The sequence below is a fragment of the Paenibacillus antibioticophila genome, assembly GCF_000455265.1.
GTDB lineage: Bacteria > Bacillota > Bacilli > Paenibacillales > Paenibacillaceae > Fontibacillus > Fontibacillus antibioticophila.
This window is the reverse complement of record NZ_HG005141.1, coordinates 469,529-489,299: the sequence shown is the minus strand read 5'-3', so window position 1 is coordinate 489,299 and position 19,771 is coordinate 469,529. Positions and strand designations below refer to the sequence as shown.

General features: G+C 50.3%; 18 protein-coding genes and 1 pseudogene. 17 read left to right on the top strand and 2 right to left on the bottom strand.

Features of this window, described 5'->3' with window-relative positions; all coding sequences use genetic code 11:
• Positions 1-69: 69 nt before the first annotated feature.
• A pseudogene (locus TX85_RS28090) lies at positions 70-477 on the top strand (helix-turn-helix transcriptional regulator); the annotation flags it as partial.
• 81 nt (positions 478-558) lie between these two features.
• Positions 559-1,368 (top strand): class I SAM-dependent methyltransferase, encoded by an 810-nt coding sequence (locus TX85_RS19250; protein WP_233500813.1) that lies wholly within the window; start codon positions 559-561, stop codon positions 1,366-1,368.
• A gap of 77 nt (positions 1,369-1,445) precedes the next feature.
• Here TX85_RS19250 and TX85_RS19245 read toward each other — a convergent pair whose 3' ends face one another.
• Positions 1,446-3,215, bottom strand: a complete 1,770-nt coding sequence (locus TX85_RS19245) for a flavocytochrome c (RefSeq protein ID WP_044481362.1) — start codon at positions 3,213-3,215, stop codon at positions 1,446-1,448.
• A 326-nt stretch (positions 3,216-3,541) separates the two neighbouring features.
• Between TX85_RS19245 and TX85_RS19240 the strand changes: the two genes are divergently transcribed.
• Positions 3,542-3,982, top strand: coding sequence for an Hsp20/alpha crystallin family protein (locus tag TX85_RS19240; RefSeq protein ID WP_044481361.1), 441 nt, complete (start codon positions 3,542-3,544; stop codon positions 3,980-3,982).
• A gap of 113 nt (positions 3,983-4,095) precedes the next feature.
• Here the strand turns inward: TX85_RS19240 and TX85_RS19235 are convergent, their stop codons facing one another.
• The gene (locus TX85_RS19235) at positions 4,096-5,070 is read right to left on the bottom strand and encodes an aldo/keto reductase (protein ID WP_044481360.1); all 975 of its coding nucleotides are present in this window, start codon (positions 5,068-5,070) and stop codon (positions 4,096-4,098) included.
• A 194-nt stretch (positions 5,071-5,264) separates the two neighbouring features.
• On the opposite strand from TX85_RS19235, the gene TX85_RS19230 reads away from it, so the two are divergent.
• The 14 genes from TX85_RS19230 (at position 5,265) to TX85_RS19165 (ending at position 19,758) form a co-directional block, all read left to right on the top strand.
• On the top strand, positions 5,265-5,858 hold the full coding sequence (locus tag TX85_RS19230) for an RNA polymerase sigma factor (RefSeq protein WP_049895082.1): 594 nt from the start codon (positions 5,265-5,267) through the stop codon (positions 5,856-5,858).
• Positions 5,797-6,606 (top strand): hypothetical protein, encoded by an 810-nt coding sequence (locus TX85_RS19225; RefSeq protein WP_044481358.1) that lies wholly within the window; start codon positions 5,797-5,799, stop codon positions 6,604-6,606. Before TX85_RS19230 ends, TX85_RS19225 begins: the two co-directional genes overlap by 62 nt.
• Positions 6,607-6,636: 30 nt before the next feature.
• Positions 6,637-7,539: an ABC transporter ATP-binding protein gene (locus TX85_RS19220; RefSeq protein WP_044481357.1), complete on the top strand. Its 903-nt coding sequence runs from the start codon at positions 6,637-6,639 to the stop codon at positions 7,537-7,539.
• Entirely contained in the window at positions 7,536-8,795 is a 1,260-nt protein-coding gene (locus tag TX85_RS19215; RefSeq protein ID WP_044481356.1) for an ABC transporter permease subunit, read from the top strand. The genes TX85_RS19220 and TX85_RS19215 overlap by 4 nt, the downstream gene beginning before the upstream one ends.
• A gap of 61 nt (positions 8,796-8,856) precedes the next feature.
• Positions 8,857-9,732, top strand: a complete 876-nt coding sequence (locus TX85_RS19210) for a MerR family transcriptional regulator (protein WP_044481355.1) — start codon at positions 8,857-8,859, stop codon at positions 9,730-9,732.
• Between the two features lie 403 nt (positions 9,733-10,135).
• A complete protein-coding gene (locus tag TX85_RS19205) occupies positions 10,136-11,320 on the top strand; it encodes a glycerate kinase (RefSeq protein WP_081671822.1) in 1,185 nt (394 codons plus the stop codon).
• Between the two features lie 42 nt (positions 11,321-11,362).
• Positions 11,363-12,730 carry a glucarate dehydratase gene (gene gudD / locus TX85_RS19200; RefSeq protein WP_101781191.1) on the top strand — a complete coding sequence of 456 codons (1,368 nt, stop codon included), beginning with the start codon at positions 11,363-11,365 and terminating at the stop codon, positions 12,728-12,730.
• 42 nt (positions 12,731-12,772) lie between these two features.
• The gene (gene garR, locus TX85_RS19195; RefSeq protein WP_071784223.1) at positions 12,773-13,711 is read left to right on the top strand and encodes a 2-hydroxy-3-oxopropionate reductase; all 939 of its coding nucleotides are present in this window, start codon (positions 12,773-12,775) and stop codon (positions 13,709-13,711) included.
• 18 nt (positions 13,712-13,729) lie between these two features.
• The gene (locus TX85_RS19190; RefSeq protein ID WP_044481353.1) at positions 13,730-14,620 is read left to right on the top strand and encodes a dihydrodipicolinate synthase family protein; all 891 of its coding nucleotides are present in this window, start codon (positions 13,730-13,732) and stop codon (positions 14,618-14,620) included.
• 113 nt (positions 14,621-14,733) lie between these two features.
• Positions 14,734-15,882, top strand: a complete 1,149-nt coding sequence (locus TX85_RS19185; protein WP_044481351.1) for a CdaR family transcriptional regulator — start codon at positions 14,734-14,736, stop codon at positions 15,880-15,882.
• 310 nt (positions 15,883-16,192) lie between these two features.
• Positions 16,193-17,620, top strand: a complete 1,428-nt coding sequence (locus TX85_RS19180; RefSeq protein ID WP_044481350.1) for an extracellular solute-binding protein — start codon at positions 16,193-16,195, stop codon at positions 17,618-17,620.
• A 19-nt stretch (positions 17,621-17,639) separates the two neighbouring features.
• Complete coding sequence (locus tag TX85_RS19175) at positions 17,640-18,557, top strand: carbohydrate ABC transporter permease (RefSeq protein ID WP_044481349.1); 918 nt, start codon at positions 17,640-17,642, stop codon at positions 18,555-18,557.
• A 70-nt stretch (positions 18,558-18,627) separates the two neighbouring features.
• A complete protein-coding gene (locus TX85_RS19170) occupies positions 18,628-19,470 on the top strand; it encodes a carbohydrate ABC transporter permease (protein ID WP_044481347.1) in 843 nt (280 codons plus the stop codon).
• Between the two features lie 36 nt (positions 19,471-19,506).
• Positions 19,507-19,758 (top strand): NifU family protein, encoded by a 252-nt coding sequence (locus TX85_RS19165; protein ID WP_044481346.1) that lies wholly within the window; start codon positions 19,507-19,509, stop codon positions 19,756-19,758.
• Positions 19,759-19,771: the final 13 nt, after the last annotated feature.

Sequence of the window (19,771 nt, the reverse complement as noted above, 5' to 3'; positions counted from 1 at the left end):
AATTAAAAGTCTTGCAGTTAAGATTTCCTAAGCGGTCTGATTTTAGTCACCGTCAAAGTAGATGGGCGAATGAAGAAGGGGATATTGAGCTTCATTTTGCATTTAAATGCACCGAATGCAAAGCTTGTCCTCGGACGAGCAGATATAATTACAGCGAAGGTAACCGTAGGAGGTGACGTTATGGATTGGCAGAAGTGCATGAACCAGGCCGTTGAATATATAGAGAACAACCTGTCCTCCGAGATTGATTATTCTACTGCCGCACAATTTATGAACTGCTCTGACTGGGAGTTTCGGCGAGTTTTTTCTTTCATAGCCCAGATCCCTTTATCCGAATATATTCGTCGCAGGAGATTAACCATGGCAGCGGCAGATGTTCGAAGCGGCGACAAAATCATGGATATTGCTCTGCGTTACGGTTATGAATCGCAAGCTGCTTTTTCCAGGGCCTTTAGACAATTACACGGAATCTCGCCATCCTTGGCTCGTGACAAGAAGCTGATTCTTAAGTCGTTTCCGCGTCTAACCTTCAAGCTTATATTAATGGAGGGCTTAGGCATGGATAAAAAAACGGGGAATCGCACAAGCATTATCGGCGGCGGGGAGGTCGGCTTCGCCATTTCGGTGGATTTGGACCAGAAAGAAATTCATAAAGTCAACAGCTTCTTTTGGGACACAAAAGGGAATGAGGTTATAGGAACAACAGCACTACCGCTATATGGAGCTTATATTTCGGAAGAAAAATGTCAGCTATTCGGTGATATATCAGGAAAGCGGGTGCTGGAGATCGGCTGCGGGACAGGCCATTCCTTGCAGTATCTCGGTGATCGGAAGGCGGCGGAGCTGTGGGGGGTTGACATCTCGGAACAGCAACTACAAAAAGCTAGGCAGCATCTGGAGGCATCAGGTCACTCAGCGGCATTGTTCTGTGCGGCTATGGAAGAAGAATGCGGCATACCGACCGATTATTTCGATGTGGTGTATTCCGTATACGGCATAGGCTGGACCACCGACCTGGAGGGAACTTTTCGACGGATCGCTTCCTACCTTAAGGAGGGAGGAGCTTTCATCTTCAGCTGGTCTCATCCCATACACAAATGCGTTACTGCGGAGGACGACATCCTTGTCTTTAAAAAATGTTATTTCGATGAATCCTGGTATTCGGTATCGCTGGATGGAGGCTCACTGTCATTATCAGACCGAAAACTATCAACCTATGTAAATGCGTTGGCGAAAGCAGGCTTTGCTATTGAGGAAATGATCGAGGAATCGGATGAGGAAATCATACAGGCGCAAGGCGAGAACGAGTTCTCAAAAAAGGCGAAGATGCTTCCCGTCACATTTGTGATTAAGGCTAGAAAGTTATAAATGGAGGAGCGGAGAGGCCCGCCTCACAAAATGGAAGCAACCATTTTGTGAAGCGGGCCTCTGTTATATCCTCTGTGCTATTTCAATTCTGCCGCTGCAGTTTGACCTGCGATACGTCCGAAGACGATGATGTCGGCTACGGCATTACCACCGATGCGGTTGCCGCCATGGACGCCGCCAGCGATTTCACCGGCTGCATACAGTCCGGCGATCGTTTGTCCATCCGGTTTTAGGACGTGAGTTTTCGTATCGATCTTCACGCCACCCATCGTATGGTGAATGCCTGGGGTGACAGGGATGGCGTAGTAAGGGCCTGCTTCAAGAGATTGAGTCAAGTGGACACGCTCGAATTCGGTATCCTTCCCGTCTTTAACATATTGGGTGTAGGTCTTCAATGTGGCTTCCAGGGCAGCTGCATCGATTCCCAACTCGCTTGCCAGCAGGGAAAGGTCATCTCCCTTGGTTGCGTAGCCTTCTTTGATATATTTGGCCAAGGAAGCATTTTCGTCAACCATCTCCTGGTTTGTGATCAAGTAGGCCATTTTATCTGTCTGCTTCAGAATATTTTGCGATACAACGTCACGTGTGAGCAGTTCATTTGTAAATCGCTTGCCTTCTTTATTCACGAGGATAGCGCCATCGCCGCGAAGCCCTTCTGTGAACATATAGCCTGATTCAGGATCAGTGGTCGGGTGAATTTGAATTTGCTCGATTTGCATCAAATCTGCGCCAACCTCTTGAGCCATGACGATCCCTGAGCCGGTTGCTCCGGCATGGTTCGTTGTAGAGAAGCCTTCCAACTCAGGACGATATTGCACTACCATTTCACTGTTGGCTCCAAAGCCGCCCGTAGCGAGAATAACCGCTTTGGCATTTACCTTGAACGGATTTTCATTTTTATCGATAGCCTCAACGCCTACGACAGCGCCGTCTTGTTCAATAAGCTTCACAGCTTTCGAGTTGAGCAGAATATCAACCTCAAGCTCTTTTAATTTCTGTGACAGAACATTAACCACGACCGGACCAATCGCAGATCCGTCAGCCGGAGTATGAATTCTTGGATTCGTTGCCCCGCCTGATAAAGAAACTCTGGAAATGCCTGCGCCCATATCATTCAGCCAATAAATTGCATCAGGCGCATGATCGACCAGGGTGCGAAGCAATTCCGGATCATTAATGTCATGCCCGCCTTTCAATGTGTCTTCATAGAATGTCTGCTTAGAATCCTTAATGCCGTTCTCTTCCTGGATCGTTGTTTCGGCTGCGTTAAGACCGCCGGTAGCACGGTTGGTATTGCCTCCGGTGATCGGCATTTGTTCAAGGATAACGACCGATTTGCCCGCTTCCTTGGCTTCAATGGCAGCGGAGAGACCTGCTCCTCCCGAGCCAACAATGACGATATCGACATTAAGATCCTCTTGCTTCGTTTGCTCAACGATCAGCTTATTAGCCGGATCCTTCAGGTCGGCAATATTTGCGCCGGCTTTTTCCAAGGCAAGGGAGACTGCCTCAATAATACCGGCACTGGATTCGCTGGCTCCCGATACTGCATCGACGGCCAAGCTTTGGGTGTTGATAATGTCAGCCGTCAGCTGTGCAACGGCTCCGTCTCCGATGCTGCCGGTTTCGCCATCGGCTGTAATTTCAATGGATTCGATCTTGTCTGCGGATACGGTTACCGTAGCTTTAATCTCCCCGCCATGTCCCTTTGAGACGCCCTCGTAAGTACCAGGTGTAAATTTGCCGGCTGCTGCAGCCCCTTCTGTGTCCGGCTTCTCCTGGTTGCAACCGACGACGAGCAGCATGATAAGTCCAACCATTAGGATTGCGAATAATCTCTTTTTCACTAAATAACGCCCCCATTTGTGTTTTATTTCACAATGTTGTGCTGACTTATGTTAGCATGATTTATTGAATAGGCATTATAAGAATTGTCACAATGTCTATTAGAAAGGTCATAATATGGGGCGCTCACCTATTGAATATTCTCGCGTTCCCGATAAAAGGTCAGAAAAGGTCAAACAAACAGAAAAACCGTTCCCGATGAAGGAAAACCACCAAAGACGGCAGATAATGGCTTTATGCGGTCCTAGATGCTTTTTGTCAAGATTAATGGCAGAGTCCTATAATAAAAGCGTAAGGTCAAATAAGATCAAAGAAAGGGGAATGTGTGATGTTTGATTTGGTTCCATTCGGAAGACGCAGAGAGGATGCATGGGGTCCGTTGGCGAAGGCATTTAACGATGTCTTTAACGATGATTTCTTCACCTCGATGAGACCTCAGATGCTGTCCTTCAAGACGGATGTGCACGAGACGGATCAGGCCTATCTGCTGGAGGCCGAGCTGCCCGGTTTTCGGAAAGAGGATATCGATATCGACTATGCAGCTCCTTACTTGACAATTCGAGCGGTTCACCAGGAAGATGGCAGCGTAGAGGATAACCATCAACAATTGGTCCATAAGGAACGGCGCTATGGCGAGTATGTACGCAGATTCTACGTGCAGGACATCGATGAAGATAGCATTCGGGCGTCCCTGAAAGATGGATTGCTGAAGCTGGAGGTACCGAAGCGGCAGCCGACACAGTCGAAGCGTATTGAGATTCAGGATTAAAAATAAATATTTCATCAAGGGACTGTCCAGAAAGTCAGCGAAAAACAGACTTCTGGCAGTCCCTTCTTGTTAAATGCGAAAAATGTGGGCGGGATGAACGTTTTCGGTTGCCCTTAATTTAATCGAAAATAACCGAACGGCTCTCCATTGCGGAAGGCGCGGCTGGCTTCATCCAGCTGCTCCATTGTTGTACTATCCAGCTCAAGCTCCACGCTCTTGAGATTATCCTCCACCTGCTCCACGCGGGTAGCGCCCACGATTACACTGGACACAACGGGCTGCTCCATCAGCCATGCCAAGGATAAGGAGCTGGCTGAGCAACCGGCTTCGGCGGCAACCCGCCCGACTTCTCTGCCTAAGGTCAAGCTGTCCTCGCTGATGCGCTGGGCGAAGGAGGGGTTCTTCTCCAATCTGGAACCGGCCGGTCCCTCTGTTGCTGAGGTATATTTTCCCGTTAGAATCCCGCCAGCCAGTGGGAAGTAAGGAATGATCCCGAGGCCCTGATCGATACACAACGGGATCACCTCGCGCTCCGGCGTCCGATCCGCCAAGGAGTAGCTGGTCTGCATCGAGACAAAGCGGTTCAGCCCCAGGTGATCACTGATCCCGAGCGCCTTCATCAGCTCCCAGGCTGCATAATTCGATGCCCCGATATATCTTACTTTTCCCGAACGAATCATATCATCCAGCACACGCAGCGTTTCTTCCAATGGTGTATTTGGATCAAAGGTGTGGATCTGGTACAGGTCCACATAGTCTGTTCTGAGACGCTTCAAGCTCTTCTCCAGCTCAAGCATCAAGTGGCGGCGGGACGAGCCCAGCTCGTTAGGCCCTTTTCCTGTGGGCAGGCCGGCTTTGGTAGCCAGAATAACTTGATCGCGCCGGTTCTGGATGGCTTGTCCGATAATGCTCTCGCTGGCCGTGTCGGAGTAAATGTTGGCCGTGTCCAGAAAATTAATACCTCGATCCAGTGCCGCATGGATAATTTGCTCCGAAGTTTTAGCATCCGCACGCGAGCCGAAGGAATTTGTCCCGAGCCCCAGTGCCGATACCTCGAGTCCGCTGCGTCCCAATCGTTTATAGTTCATGATGAATCCTCCTATCCTATTGAGAATGTTACTTTTAGTATAGCTAATCCGGATCAACAAAAGCCATAGTGGTCACATAACAGGTATGTTCTTCAAAGCAGCACTCACCTGCTTATTTTTTCACAAATTCGCCACATTAGGTCTGCAAAATATCAGCATTTACCCTGTTAATCCATATGAAAGGAGAGGGAGCCGTGGACGACGCTGAACTGTTTGAACGAATCGCTCGCGGGGATGCAGAAGCATTGAACCGATTGATCGAGCGCCATTATGACTTCATCAAGCGCTACTGTTATTGGAAGACCGGACAAGCCGAATTGGCCGAGGATCTCACTCAAGATACGTTTTACCGCTTCTGCCGTTCACTTTCCAGTTATAAGGACAAGGGAAAATGCAGGGCCTACTTATATACAATTGCCCGCAGATTGTGTGCTGATGCCTTTCGTGAAAGGCCTCCCGAACCGATTGAACAGGTTCCGGAGGCCAAGCTTGGCTCCGCTCTCTCGGCAGAGGATGAAGCCGGGGCACATCTCCAATCGAAGGAACTGCTTGAGGTGCTCCAAGAGCTGCCGTCAGAGCTGCAGGAGGCAATCATTCTCCGCTACAGCTACGGGTTCCGATATCGGGAGATTGCCGCGATCACTTCCGTTCCTCTGTACAAGGCCCGCATCCGGGTTGAACGGGGACTTGCCGTCATGAAGAAGAGAATGAGAGAGGAGGACCTAAATGAAAAGGAAACTGGACGAGCTCATAACCATGCTGGAGCTTCCCCCTGTTCCGATGTCTGACGGGCAGAAGCAGCAGCAGACCTTCGAACACGCACTTCTTATTCTCGAAAGAACACGGAAGGAGGAGATGGTCAAACGCTCCCCGATGCTTAATTTCTTCTTTCGGCAGATGATGTACATCGGCTGGAAGGTATGGCTCTGCCATGCAGGACTTCTTCTTACGGCACTAATGTTTGCCCTGCAAATTCCGACGGATTCGTTCTTGGGGAATGGGCAGGTGCTTGCGGTCATTTCCACGGTCTCCCCGCTGCTTGTGCTAATCGGTATGCGGCTGCTTGCCCGTTCTTATGCTTATCGAATGGTTGAGCTGGAAATGAGTACTTATTATTCCCTGGAGCATCTTTTGCTTTCCCGGCTGTGCCTTTTCGCGATCACGGATTTTATGGGCCTTGCAGGCTTGGCAGGATGTCTGAGTCTGGCATGGGGAGAACAACTGGGCTACGTGCTGCTTTATCTCTTCACCCCGTTTACCGTCTCGGCAGCAGGCTGCTTATGGCTGTTTAACCAGCCCCGTGTTCGTGACAAATCGTCTGCCTGCTCCATCTTTACCCTGCTTCTGCTTGCAGTTCAAATGGCAGGTGTGTTCCGTACTCCGACAGGAGGGAGCCACCTTTATGAAATTCAGGATGAAGGGACGGCGTTTGCGGTACTGATGCTCATACTTGCATTGTCCCTGATCGCTGCCGTAGTCCAATTGCGACGCCTGCTCCGTACTTTCCGCCATCTGGGGAGTAGTGAGACTTTGTAACATGAAATACAGGAAGGAAGTGTCCTTACGATGGAACTGACTATCGAATCGATTAGTAAGCGTTATGGGAGATCGGTTGCCGTGGACAATGTAAACGTACGTCTTCAGCCGGGCGTTTATGGTCTGCTTGGCGCCAATGGAGCTGGCAAAACGACGTTGATGCGCATGATCTGCGGCATTCTTTCGCCCAGCTCCGGACATATTGCATTGGATGCGCAACCCATAGTGTCCATGGGGGAAGCATACCGGAATCTGCTCGGCTATTTGCCGCAGGATTTTGGCTATTATCCGGATTTCACAGCCCGTCAATTTATGCACTATACCGCTGCGTTAAAAGGCCTGAGTACAAGCGCCGCAAATCAACGTTCAGAAGAGTTGCTGGAGCTTGTCTCGCTTAAAGAAGCTGCGCGAAAAAAAATACGCACTTTTTCCGGCGGCATGAAGCAGCGGCTTGGTATTGCCCAGGCACTGCTGAATGATCCCGCTATTCTTGTCCTCGACGAGCCTACTGCCGGACTGGACCCGAAGGAACGAGTCCGGTTCCGCAATATGATTGCGGCGCTTGCCAAGAATAAAATCGTCTTGCTGTCCACTCATATTGTGCCTGATGTGGAGCATATCGCCCATCAAATCCTCATCATGAAGAAAGGTCAAATCATTATGAGCGGAACCGCTCAGGACCTTACCCGGGATATGGAGGGGCGGGTCTGGATGTGCCGAATTGCTGAACGGGAGGTGGAGGCCTTCAGTCAACTGTTCCTAATCAGCAATCTGAAGCACGGCTCGGATCAAGTGGAGCTGCGCGTCATCTCGGCTTCCCCGCCGTTACCTGGTGCCGTACAGGCGGCGCCGACTCTGGAGGATCTGTATCTGTATCACTTCCATGATGAATCCGATCCCAAGGCCTCAGACAGAAAGGAGAGAGTACTTTGAACACGTTAACCGGTTTCGAGCTGCGCAAGCTCATTAGCCGCAAATCCACTCTCATCGGGTTGATCGGCTTTCTCGTTGTATCGCTGCTAAGTACGGTAGTACCTGCATTTCAGGAGGACTCTTATGAAGCAAGCGGAACCGTAAAAGGGTTCGCAGCGATTGCCCTCGAGAAGAGCTATGCCCGCAGCTTTCAGGGCGAACTGACACCGGCTGTCTTTTCTCAAACCGCGTCAACATATCAGAAGATATTGAATGAATTGGTTAATCCGAACGAAGAGACTGGGATGGGAGCCGGCTCCGGGATTTCGAATGAAGACTTCTATAAGGTCTATTCCCTCTCTCCGGTCCTGAACTACCTCCGCAAAGGCTTTTCACCTGCGGGAGAATATAATTATGATGTAGTTGATACGCTTACTCCCGAGAAAGCGGCCACTTTCTATGATCAGCGAACGGGGACTATTCAACAGGTTCTGAATCATCCCCCTGACGGCGTTTCGTATTCGGAGGACGCAAAGGCAACCTTCCTGCGGATGAACGATCAAATTACCATTCCTATGAAATTCGATTATTCAAGAGGTTGGAGCTTGCTTCTCCAAAATTCAGGATTCTTTTTTCTCACGGTCTGCTTTATTCTCAGTGTCTGCACAGCCCCGGTCTTCTCCGGTGAATACCAGAGTGGAGCGGACGCCATCATCCTGGCGACCCGATATGGAAGAAGCAAGCTGATCCGGGCAAAAATCAAAGCATCACTCCTGTTCACAAGCGGCATGTTCCTGCTGGCCTGGCTTATGGCCCTCGCTTTGTCTATGATCGTCTATGGAGCTTCGGGGTGGAATTCGCCTCTTCAAACGATAGACACGCGATATTTATTCTCGCCTTATCCTGTTACGGTGCTCGGAGCCTTCCTTCTGACCACGTTGATCGGCTGGCTTGCATGTCTTGCTATTGTAAGTTTTACTTTGCTGCTCTCCTCCCGAATGCGTACTCCATTTTCGGTTATGATATGGAGCATCGTGCTTCTCTTTGTCCCTCTTTTCATTCCGGAGAGCAGAGAGAATCGTCTGTTCAATCATCTGCTGGCTCTCCTGCCTGGCCGACAGACTGAAGTTTACAGCAGGTTCCGCGGATATGATTTAATCGAGGTTGCCGGCTTGAACGTACCGCTGCCCTATGCAATTGGGTGGACTGCTTTTCTTATCGCCATCGTGCTTCTTCCCTTTGCATGGCGGGGCTTCCGGAAGCATGAGGTAGCCTAAGCGATGAATGATTTGACTATCCCCTTGGGTCCTGGCTTATGATGGTCATGAGGTGATCTTCATGTTGATCCATGAGGTATGCGAGAGATGCTTCATTACTAAAAAGGCGGTTGAGTACTATATAAGGCAAGGTCTGGTCCATCCGGAGATTGACGCTAACGGGTATAGGAACTTTAGCGGGCAGGATCTATCCCGTTTAAAGGAGATAGCGGTGCTAAGAGGCCTGGGCTTGGGCATTCCGGAGATCAGAAATGTACTTGCAAGCAAGAATAAGTCCGCCGCGGTATCCAAATACAGCTATTTGGCTCATCTCAAGCATCAGCAACAGCTCGAACGAGAGAAGCGTCTTGAACGATTGGCGGAAGACTATGATATTGATCGGGAACTGCAAGAGATGCATGATCATCGGAACCGGATATTTTCCCTTCGGGAGAGATTAGTCCTGTCTTTTCCCGGCGCCTTCGGGATGTATTTGTCGATTCATTTCAGTCCCTTTTTAGATATAGCTGTAGACAGCGATGAAAAAGAGCAAGCCTGCATGAACATCATCCATTTTCTAGACCGCCTAGAGATCCCGGAAGAGATGGATGCATTACTGGAACAGCATTTTCCACTCATGCGAATGGAAGACATGGCCGAAGTCAGCGGTTCGCTGCAACAGATCATCCTTCATGACCCGGAGGCTTACATAGAGGAGCATCGGGAGAAGATTCAGGCCTATAACGAGTATCGCAACTCGGAGCATTACAAGACGACATCCGCCTATAAGCTGCAGCAAGCTCTGTTGGAATTTCAGCGGGATAGCGGCTACGCCGACATCTTCATCCCTAATATGAAAATCCTAAGTTCTGCTTACCGGGATTATGCTGACAAGCTGCAAGCGGCGAATCGAATCTTTGTGGAGAAATTCCCGATTTCCGTGAAAAGAAAGGAATAAATCACGATTTGAGAAAGGGGCGCATACGCGCTCTTTTCTCTTTTTTTGCGTGCCAAGAGTTTGACCGGCGCCTGGAACTGGACGTTGTGCCACCGTCCAATTTTTGAACGTAAAATGCTCCCAACATTGTGGATGGGTAACAATGTCCGGCAGCAGCCGGAAGTGTATAGTTAAGCCATAGAGGTTATTCAAATCGTCATCTTTTGATTACGAAGCTTGTGCAGGAGTGAGAATTCGACGTTCTTCTTGTCGGGTTCCGGCGGCGGTTACCATTAGCTTCAGTGCCTAACAAGAAGAGGCCGTTATGTCTGCACTATATATGAAAGCGCAATCAGAAAATTTCACGTCAAGAAAATAGTGCAGGCTGTTTTTCAGGTAAAGAGGATCGGTGGGAGTGATAGAATTGAAGATTTTAGTCGTGCCCGACTCTTATAAAGGGAGTCTCAGCTCCAAAGAAGTGGCTGAGTGCATGGAGCAAGGCATATTGGAGGTGCTGCCCGAAGCACAGGTGTGCAAAATTCCAATCGCCGATGGTGGGGAAGGAACTGTCGATGCCATCCTTAGCGTAACTCGCGGGGAGGCAAGACAATTAGAGGTGGTTGGTCCGCAAGGCGGGACCGTGACCGCTGTATACGGCATTTTTGATGAAGGACGCTCCGCTGTGATCGAAATGGCCTCGGCCTCGGGCCTAATGCTGGTGCCGCCGGATCAGCTGAATCCGATGACAGCCACGACCTATGGAACGGGACAGGTGATTAAGGAGGTGCTGGAGTCAGGCGTTCGAAAGCTTGTGGTCGGTATAGGTGGAAGTGCTACGAACGATGGCGGTGTGGGCATGGCTCAAGCATTGGGCGTACGGTTCCTCGATGCTTTGGGAGAAGAGATCGGCTATGGCGGCAGAGAACTCCATCGGATTTGCACGATTGACACAAGCAGGCTTCATCCTGCCATTGCAGAATGTGAAATCACGATTGCCAGTGATGTCACAAATCCACTGTGCGGGCCTGACGGGGCTTCCCATATTTTTGGCCCGCAAAAAGGGGCGACACCCGAGATGATCCTTAAGCTGGATGAGGGACTCAAGCATCTTGCAGCGGTGATTCAGGAGCAGCTTGGCATCGACATTGCAAATGCGGCAGGCGCCGGGGCTGCCGGGGGGCTCGGGGCAGGCTTGATGGCTTTCTTGAATGCCAAGATGGCCCGAGGGATCGATATTGTGCTGGAAGCAGCCCGCTTTGATGAAGAGGTTCGCGATGCGGACCTGGTCTTTACGGGAGAAGGCCGGACAGATGCCCAGACCGTATTCGGCAAGACACCGGCCGGAGTGGCGAAGATTTCGAAGAAATACAACAAGCCGGTCGTCTGTATCTCCGGGGGGGTTACCGCAGATGCTTTCGAGATTTACAGCATTGGCATTGATGTCATTGTCGGTGCGACACAGGTGCCGATGTCACTGGAGGAAGCGATCGGGAAGGCACCGGCCAACATCCGTCACGCCGCCTCGTCCGTATTGCGGTCCATTCTGATTCCTGAGAAGTATGGATTCGGAAGCCATTCGAAGCTGCACAATGTCGAAGCGAACGGCTAAGGTCCATTTATTTTACGAACATAAATTACGGAGGCTCTAACCATGATGAATCAGACAACATTACAGGACCCGTCGGCATACACCGGGACACCTGTTATTACGAATATGAAGGTGATCCCGGTAGCCGGTCGGGATAGCATGCTTCTGAATCTCAGCGGTGCGCATGGTCCTTATTTCACACGCAATATCGTGATTCTGGAGGACAGCTCAGGCAGAACCGGCGTTGGCGAGGTGCCGGGCGGAGAGAATATCCGCAAGACGCTTGAGGATGCCCGCACCTTGGTGATCGGACAATCCATCGGGATGTACAACGGCATTCTGAACCGGATGCGCATTGCCTTTGCGGATCGTGATTCGGGTGGACGCGGACTGCAAACCTTTGATCTGCGTATTGCCATTCATGCTGTCACCGCGGTGGAAGCAGCGTTGCTGGATCTGCTCGGACAATATCTGGGCGTTCCTGTAGCTGCATTGCTGGGCGAAGGCCAGCAACGTAAAAAAGTAGAAATGCTAGGCTATCTGTTCTATATCGGGGATCGCAACAAGACGGATCTCCCGTACACCCCTGCGCCGGATTCGGACGATGCCTGGTACCGCATCCGCCGTGAGGAAGCGATGACCCCGGAAGCTATTGTGCGTCTGGCGGAAGCGGCTTATGAGAAATACGGCTTCAATGACTTCAAGCTTAAAGGCGGCGTGCTTCGCGGAGAAGAGGAGATCGAGGCCGTAACCGCGCTTGCCGAGCGCTTCCCGCAAGCACGAATCACGCTGGATCCTAACGGGGGATGGCTCTTGAAGGATGCAGTACGTCTGTGCCGGGACAAGCATCATGTTCTGGCCTATGCCGAAGACCCTTGCGGAGCGGAGGACGGATTTTCCGGGCGCGAGATTATGGCGGAGTTCAAGAAACAAACAGGCTTGCCGACCGCTACGAACATGATCGCTACCGATTGGCGGCAAATGGGGCATACAATCGCGTTGCAATCGGTGGATATTCCGCTGGCAGACCCGCACTTCTGGACGATGCAAGGCTCTGTTCGTGTAGCGCAGCTCTGTCATGAGTGGGGATTAACCTGGGGGTCGCATTCCAATAACCATTTTGATATTTCGTTGGCGATGTTTACACATGTTGCTGCTGCGGCGCCCGGTAATATTACAGCGATCGATACTCACTGGATCTGGCAGGAAGGTGAAGACCGGCTAACGAAAGAACCGCTGCAAATTGTCGAAGGCATGGTAGAGGTTCCTGAAAAGCCGGGCTTGGGGATTGAGCTGGATATGGAACAGGTGATGAAAGCCCACCAACTGTATCTGAACATGGGACTGGGTTCCCGTGACGATGCGGTGGGAATGCAATATCTGATTCCGGGCTGGGCATTCGATAACAAGCGCCCTTGCATGGTGCGTTAAGAGCTGAAGAAAGCCGGCTTTTTGGACACGCACGTTAAGAGAATGTCTTCGTACTCTAAGCTGCTTCAAACCAAAATAGAGGAGGAAATATACATGAAAAAGGTTGGATTTATTGGTCTGGGAATTATGGGAAAGCCGATGAGCTTGAACTTGATCAAAGCGGGCTACAGCTTGGTGGTGATGGATCAGAATCCGGTGGTTCTGGAGGAGCTTCAAAAAGCGGGAGCTGCTGTCGCTAACACACCTGCAGAGGTGGCAAGACAGGCAGAGGTTATTATTACGATGCTGCCGAACTCCCCTCATGTGCAAGAGGTTGTGCTCGGTGAGAACGGGGTAGCGGAAGGCGCAAAAGCCGGAACGGTAGTTATTGATATGAGCTCGATCGCTCCGCTAGTGAGCCGGGAGATCGCTGTTGCGCTGGAACAACGCGGGATTGCTTTCCTTGACGCTCCGGTCAGCGGCGGAGAACCAAAGGCGATTGACGGCACTATGTCCGTCATGGTCGGTGGAGACAAGCAGCTGTTCGACGAGCATTATCATCTTCTGAAAGCTATGGCGGGCTCGGTTGTTCATACCGGAGACGTTGGCGCAGGGAATATTACCAAGTTGGCGAATCAGGTCGTCGTAGCCTTGAATATTGCGGCCTTGTCCGAAGCTCTGGTGTTGGCTAACAAAGCTGGTGTACAGCCTGAACTGGTATTTGAAGCCATCCGCGGCGGCCTGGCGGGTAGTACGGTAATGGAAGCTAAAGCACCTATGATGCTGGACCGTAAGATTGATCCGGGCTTCCGTATTGACTTGCATATCAAGGATTTGACCAATGCGCTGGATACTTCACACGGCATTGGCGTACCGCTTCCGCTTACTGCGGCTGTCCTGGAAATGATGCATGCCCTAAAAGTGGATGGCTTGGGAACCGCGGACCACAGCGCGCTTATTCGCTATTATGAGAAGCTGGCACAGACAGAAGTCCAGCGTTAATCGGTAAGGAGAGACCTGATGGATACTACATTTATTCGAGGCGTCGTTCCCCCGATTGTAACCCCGGTTGATGAGAACGAACGGCTGGACGAACAAAGCTCCCGTCGCATTGTGGATCATGTCATTGATGGCGGGGTTCATGGCATCCTGGCGTTGGGCAGTAACGGAGAATTCTTCGGACTGGATCCGGAGGATCTCGGGCGGGTCGTTGCCGTCGCGGTAGAGCAAAGTGCGGGGAGAGTGCCGGTCTATGCAGGCATCGCCTCGATTACGACCAGAGAAGGGATCAAGCAAGCCCGTCTTTATGAGGAACTGGGGGCACAAGCCATTTCTATCCTGCCGCCGATGTTTCTGACACCTACTGAGAATGAGCTGTATCACCATTTCAAGAAAATTGCGGAATCAACCCGTCTGCCGGTTCTGCTCTATAACAATCCCGACAAGGTCGGCAATAACATCTCGGCAGGGCTGCTTGAGCGACTGACTGAAATCCCGAATATCGTCGGTATGAAGGATAGCAGCGGCGATCAGACCTTAACGGCTGAATTCATCCGGCGTACGAGACACCAGGATTTCAAGGTGCTTGCGGGTAGAGATATTATGATCCTGAGCACACTGGTCTACGGTGGCGCAGGCTGTGTAGCTTCTACGGCCAATGTCGTGCCGCGGCTGGTTGTAGAAATTTACGATAAATTCATGGCCGGAGATATTCCGGGCGCGTTGGAGGCACAGTACAAGCTGGCCCCGCTGCGAACGGCATGGAATTTGGGAAGCTTCCCGGTAGCGACGAAGGATGCTGTGAACCTCATTGGTCTGCAGGCTGGAAAGCCCATTCTTCCCAATACCTGTTGCTCTGAAGAAAACCTGGAAAAGCTCAAGAAAATACTTCAGGATATGGGAGAAATTTAAGCTGAATTGTAAACTGAAAATCTGGTATCCTTGTATAAAATTCTGCGCTATGATAAGCGAAGGCGACCGGCTATGTGATCTGTAGCCGGTTATTTTGTCAGGGGGATTGCTCGATGAAAATTACTGCCGAGCTGGCATTGCCGATTGCAAGTCAACTGATGTCTGTTATGGATTTCAACATTAACATCATGGATGAGCAGGGAATCATTGTTGCCAGTGGTCAAGCAGGACGGATAGGACAACAGCATGAAGGCGCACTGCAGGTGCTTGCATCGCGGACGCAGCAGATTATTCGTGAAGAGGACAGCCACAACTTGCCGGGCTCCAAGCCTGGGGTCAACCTGCCCATTGAATTTCAGGACAATATCGTGGGTGTAGTAGGGATCACAGGGGATCCGGCGGAGGTTTACAAATTCGGCACCATCATCAAAATGAACGTAGAAATTTTGCTGGAGCAAATTCATATGAACAAGCAGCTTCATTTTCGCAAAATGGCGTTGGAAGGCTTCATTATGGAGCTGATCGCTCCGCATGAGCTGAGGGAGAAGAAGCTGAAGATGACGGCGCGTTCGCTTCAAATTGATCTTAGCGTAGAACGGATCATCATGGTCGTGGAGATCGAGGAGATGAAGTGGTCGGAGGAGCTGTCAGGAGGAGATTCACTGCAGCGAATCAATGATCGGAAAGAACAATTTTCAAATGGGTTGAAAACGCTTATAAGCTTTCATTCCTTCTATGCCTATATTGAGGACGGTTCATTTTTCATCGCATTACCTGTGGAGGAGCAGCTGCATAAGCCAGTCTATGCCAAGGTAGAGCAATACCTGAAGAAGTATGGCTACCATTACTACATCGGCGTTGGACAAGCACGCTCAGGGCTTGCTGGGTATAAGGCCTCCTACAATGAAGCGCGCAACTGTATCCGCTTGAGCAAACGGTTCGAACGGGAGCCTCGGGCTAGCAGTATTGAGGAGTGGGGAATCGTCCCTTATCTGGATACAATCCCGCAGCATATGCAGAAGGAATTTATGCAGCAGTACAAATGGTCGGGCCAACTGAACGAGGACTACAAGCAGACACTGCGAACCTTCATGGATTGCGATCTCGACGTGAAGGAGACAGCAGCGATCCTTCATGTGCATCGAAACACGCTATTTTACAGGCTGGACAAGATTTCTCAGCTGCTGCAAATGGATTACCGGAAATTTAATGATCTGATCAAAATCAAACTGCTGCTGACCTTCGAGCAATTACAGAAATAGAAACAATAATCAGGCTTGTGCTGCAGTACAATTTTCCCGCTAAAAATGCCCTTGATTTTGGATGGGCAAACGATGTGGGGGCAAGAGCCCGGTGATATATTTGAACTATCGGGGGGCACGCTTATCAACCGAGGCACTCGATGGCACTCTCACCAAGGCACATGAAGGCGTTAAGGAGAATGCGCACCAGGACACAGCCAACTTGAGCCTCCTTTTTGCCAGTGCTTATAGATAAGCTTGAAAGTGCTTTCACTCCGGCGGGGGTTATGCTAGCGTCCCATATTATTACAACGAAAACGGAGGGACTACTTTGAAAAAGACATTCTCATACGCACTTGCAGCAGTGATGACACTAACCTTGCTGCTGAGCGGATGCGGGTCCAGCAACAAGGACAACGCGGCTCAAAACAATACGCCGGCCAACACTTCGGGCAGCGGAGCGAATGCAAGCAACGAAGACATTATCAAGAAGCATCCTGGCGGACAAATGATCATCAGCCCGCAATTGATCGGTTATCAGGAGGCCGAAATCGAAATTACCTGGCAGCCGAACCCGAGCCAATCCTTGGAAGCGACTTCACCGGCACGGGTAGACTACTTGACGAAGAAAATGAAGGCTTGGATCGAAGAGCATCCAAACGTAAAAATCAAGCCGATCAGCACAAGCAATAATTCGACAGATAACATGGCGAAGCTGCAGCTCAAGCTTGCAGAAGGGACCGCTCCGGATGTGGCTGCAGTCGACTCCTTCATGATGCCGTCCGTTGCCGAATATGCACAGCCTTTGAACGATGCGATGGCTGCTAAAGGCATCTCGATCGACGACTACTTCCCGTTCATGCTCAGCACCATGCAGCCTGACGGAGAAGGCGGAGACATCCTAAGTGACTGGTACACAACTGATGTCCGGGCTCTTTATTACAGAAAAGACCTGATTTCTGCGCCTCCAGCAACGGTGGACGAATTGATCAGCACTGCGAAGAAACTGCAAGAAGATAATCCTGGCATGACCGGACTTATTTATGTCGCTGGGCGCAACGAGGGCGCTGTCAACAATCACCTCGGCATTTACTGGAGCCAAGGCTTCCCGTTGTTGAATGATGATAACAGCATTGCATTCCAGGATGGAGAAGCCAAGACAGCCATGCTCAACTTCCTCTCCTTCTTCGAGAACACCGTGAAGGAAGGCGTAACACCGCAACGCGTAGTAGAGTTCGACAAGGAATCCAATATGTTCGGTGACTTGACTACCGACAAGTATGGCATGTTTATTGCTTCCAGCTCCGCAGTTCCTCAAATCAAGGAGATTGTCGGTGCGGATACCTTCGAACAGAAGTGGGGCATTGCTGAATTGCCAGTCATTCATGCCGGAGATGCCGCCAGCTCTTCCGCAGGCGGATGGACAAACGTCGTGTTCGCAACGGACAAGCAAAAGGCTGAACTGGCTGCAGACTTCGTACTTAGTCTGTATTCCGATGATGCGGCTGCAGGCGAATGGTGTGAGATCGGAGGCTTCCTCCCGACCAGACGTTCTGTTTATGACAACACTCCTGCGTTTGCAGAAGATGCCTATGCCAAGCAATTTGCATCCTACCTGGATCAGGCGCAAAGCCGTCCGCCAGTATCTGAATATACTGCGCTCTCCAGTGAGCTGCAAGTCGCTATCGGAGAAATTGTTACGGGTGCTTCAACTGCCGAGAAAGCTTTAGAGAATATTATAAAAAAAGTAGGCAAGTAATTTTCAGGGAGTGAAACGCATGCTTCAAACCGCACCGAATCCTAAAAAGGGAGTTGTAAGCCGTCTGGCGCAGGGGCCGGTCTACTGGATTGCTCCACTGATCCTTGTCCTGTTGGTCACCTTCGTGTATCCGACCTTTGAAGTCATACGCTACAGCTTCACCGATGCATCGCTGACAGGAAAGGATTATTCCTATACGTTCAGCTCATTTATCAATATTCTCAGTGACAGCCAAGTCTATCAAACGTTGTGGACAACCTTTGTCTTCGTCTTCTTCAGCGTCGTCGGTCAGACGGTTTTGGGGCTTGCGATTGCACTTGCTATCGTGAAGGGGGAGGAGCTCAAGCTTCGCGGAACTGTCTTCGTACGGGTAGTTACGCTGCTTGCTTGGGCCATCCCGGGCGTTATTATCGGGGTCATCTGGAAGATCTTCTTGAATGAATCCGAATCAGGTATTCTGACCTCGATGCTGCATGCCGTTGGCATCACCAATGTTACTTTCTTGACCTCTGCTGGTTCGGCGCTGGTCTGCACGATCATCGCCAACATCTGGAGAGGTACTGCCCAGAGTATGATTTTGTCTTACTCCGGTTTAAAGACGATCTCCAGAGATGTTCTGGAAGCAGCGGATATCGATGGGGCCTCTTCCTGGCAGCGTCTGATTCATGTTACGCTCCCATCGATCAGTTCGGTCCTTTCCATCAATGTCATTCTCAACATCATCAACACCTTCAATACCTTTGATATGGTGATGTCGCTGACTTCCGGCGGTCCCGGCAACTCTACAGAGGTTCTGGCGCTCACTGCCTACAACCAAATATTCGTTCATATGAATTTGGGCTCGGGCTCGGCATACGCTACGATTCTTCTGTTGATCAACGGATTGATGGCGGCTCTCTACTTCTGGTTCCTGAGACGCAGCGGCGAGGACGCATAATAATTATCCGTGACGCATGTATCCGGGAGGTCCTCCCGGATACATGCGGTCTATGTTAGGAGACTGCATAATGATAAGCAAAAGCGCAAAAATAAGAGCCTCCATTGGCTTATACCTGGTGTATATTTTGATTTCTTTGTTCTTTCTACTGCCCTTTTTGTGGCTGGTATCCCTGTCCTTCAAGACGGTGCCGGAGCTATTCCAGTCTCCGCCGAAGCTGTTGCCGAATCAATTCAATTTCGACAACTACAGATATGTTCTATGGAAGACAGATATTTTCGGTTACTTGAAAAACTCGCTAATTATTGTTCTGGTAACGGTCATCGGCAGCTTGATCTTCTGTCTGCCTGCAGCCTATGCCTTCTCCAGATTTAACTTTAAAGGCAAAAAAATGACGATGCTGGCCATCTTGTTCTTCCAGATGATCTCACCTCTGATCGTCGTAATTCCGCTCTACAAATACTTGAGTCGTCTCGGTATGCTGAACAATTACGGCAGCTTGATCTTCGTCTACATTGCTGTTGTGCTTCCTTTTGCGGTATGGTCCATCAAAGGATATATCGACACGGTACCTAAAGAACTGGATGAAGCCGCGGCAATCGATGGCTGTAACAAGTTCCAGACGATGTGTATGGCCGTTCTTCCTCTGGTCGTTCCAGGGATCGTCTCGGTCGTCATTCTGGTGGTAGTCAAGAGCTGGGCCCAATTTATCGTGCCGTTCATCTTGTTGAACGACTCTGCATTGTACCCGATTTCGGTAGGTCTGGTTAACCTTCAATCCACAGCGGATTCCATTACTACGCACTACTTGGCGGCCGCTGCTGTCATCGGTATTTTCCCGACCTTGCTTATTTTCGTCATTCTGCAAAGATTCATCGTGTCCGCTATGACAGCAGGTGCGGTCAAGGGTTAACGAATACAGGTTTCAACATCATGAGGAGGGTTGGATATGGAGCTTGCTAGACAGATAGAAGACATTATTATGAATGAAATCCGTCCTATGACCCGTGTGGACGGCGGAGATATTGTATTTGAAGGATTCGAAGATAACACGATTATTCTGGGTGCTCACGGGGATTGCGCAGCATGCCAATGCTGTGATCCTGAGTTGAACCATTGGATCAAGGAACGGGTATCCAAGCGTTTTGGCACAGAATTCAAAGTAAAGATCAACAAACATATTCCTTACTACGCAAGATAGAACGGAGGATACG

Coding starts and splice junctions, on each gene's coding strand:
- TX85_RS19175 (WP_044481349.1), top strand. CDS start 17,640: ATGCTTCAAACCGCACCGAATCCTAAAAAGGGAGTTGTAAGCCGTCTG.
- gudD (WP_101781191.1), top strand. CDS start 11,363: ATGATGAATCAGACAACATTACAGGACCCGTCGGCATACACCGGGACA.
- TX85_RS19210 (WP_044481355.1), top strand. CDS start 8,857: ATGTTGATCCATGAGGTATGCGAGAGATGCTTCATTACTAAAAAGGCG.
- TX85_RS19235 (WP_044481360.1), bottom strand. CDS start 5,070: ATGAACTATAAACGATTGGGACGCAGCGGACTCGAGGTATCGGCACTG.
- TX85_RS19165 (WP_044481346.1), top strand. CDS start 19,507: ATGGAGCTTGCTAGACAGATAGAAGACATTATTATGAATGAAATCCGT.
- TX85_RS19240 (WP_044481361.1), top strand. CDS start 3,542: ATGTTTGATTTGGTTCCATTCGGAAGACGCAGAGAGGATGCATGGGGT.
- TX85_RS19250 (WP_233500813.1), top strand. CDS start 559: ATGGATAAAAAAACGGGGAATCGCACAAGCATTATCGGCGGCGGGGAG.
- TX85_RS19220 (WP_044481357.1), top strand. CDS start 6,637: ATGGAACTGACTATCGAATCGATTAGTAAGCGTTATGGGAGATCGGTT.
- TX85_RS19185 (WP_044481351.1), top strand. CDS start 14,734: ATGAAAATTACTGCCGAGCTGGCATTGCCGATTGCAAGTCAACTGATG.
- TX85_RS19190 (WP_044481353.1), top strand. CDS start 13,730: ATGGATACTACATTTATTCGAGGCGTCGTTCCCCCGATTGTAACCCCG.
- TX85_RS19225 (WP_044481358.1), top strand. CDS start 5,797: ATGAAAAGGAAACTGGACGAGCTCATAACCATGCTGGAGCTTCCCCCT.
- garR (WP_071784223.1), top strand. CDS start 12,773: ATGTCTTCGTACTCTAAGCTGCTTCAAACCAAAATAGAGGAGGAAATA.
- TX85_RS19170 (WP_044481347.1), top strand. CDS start 18,628: ATGATAAGCAAAAGCGCAAAAATAAGAGCCTCCATTGGCTTATACCTG.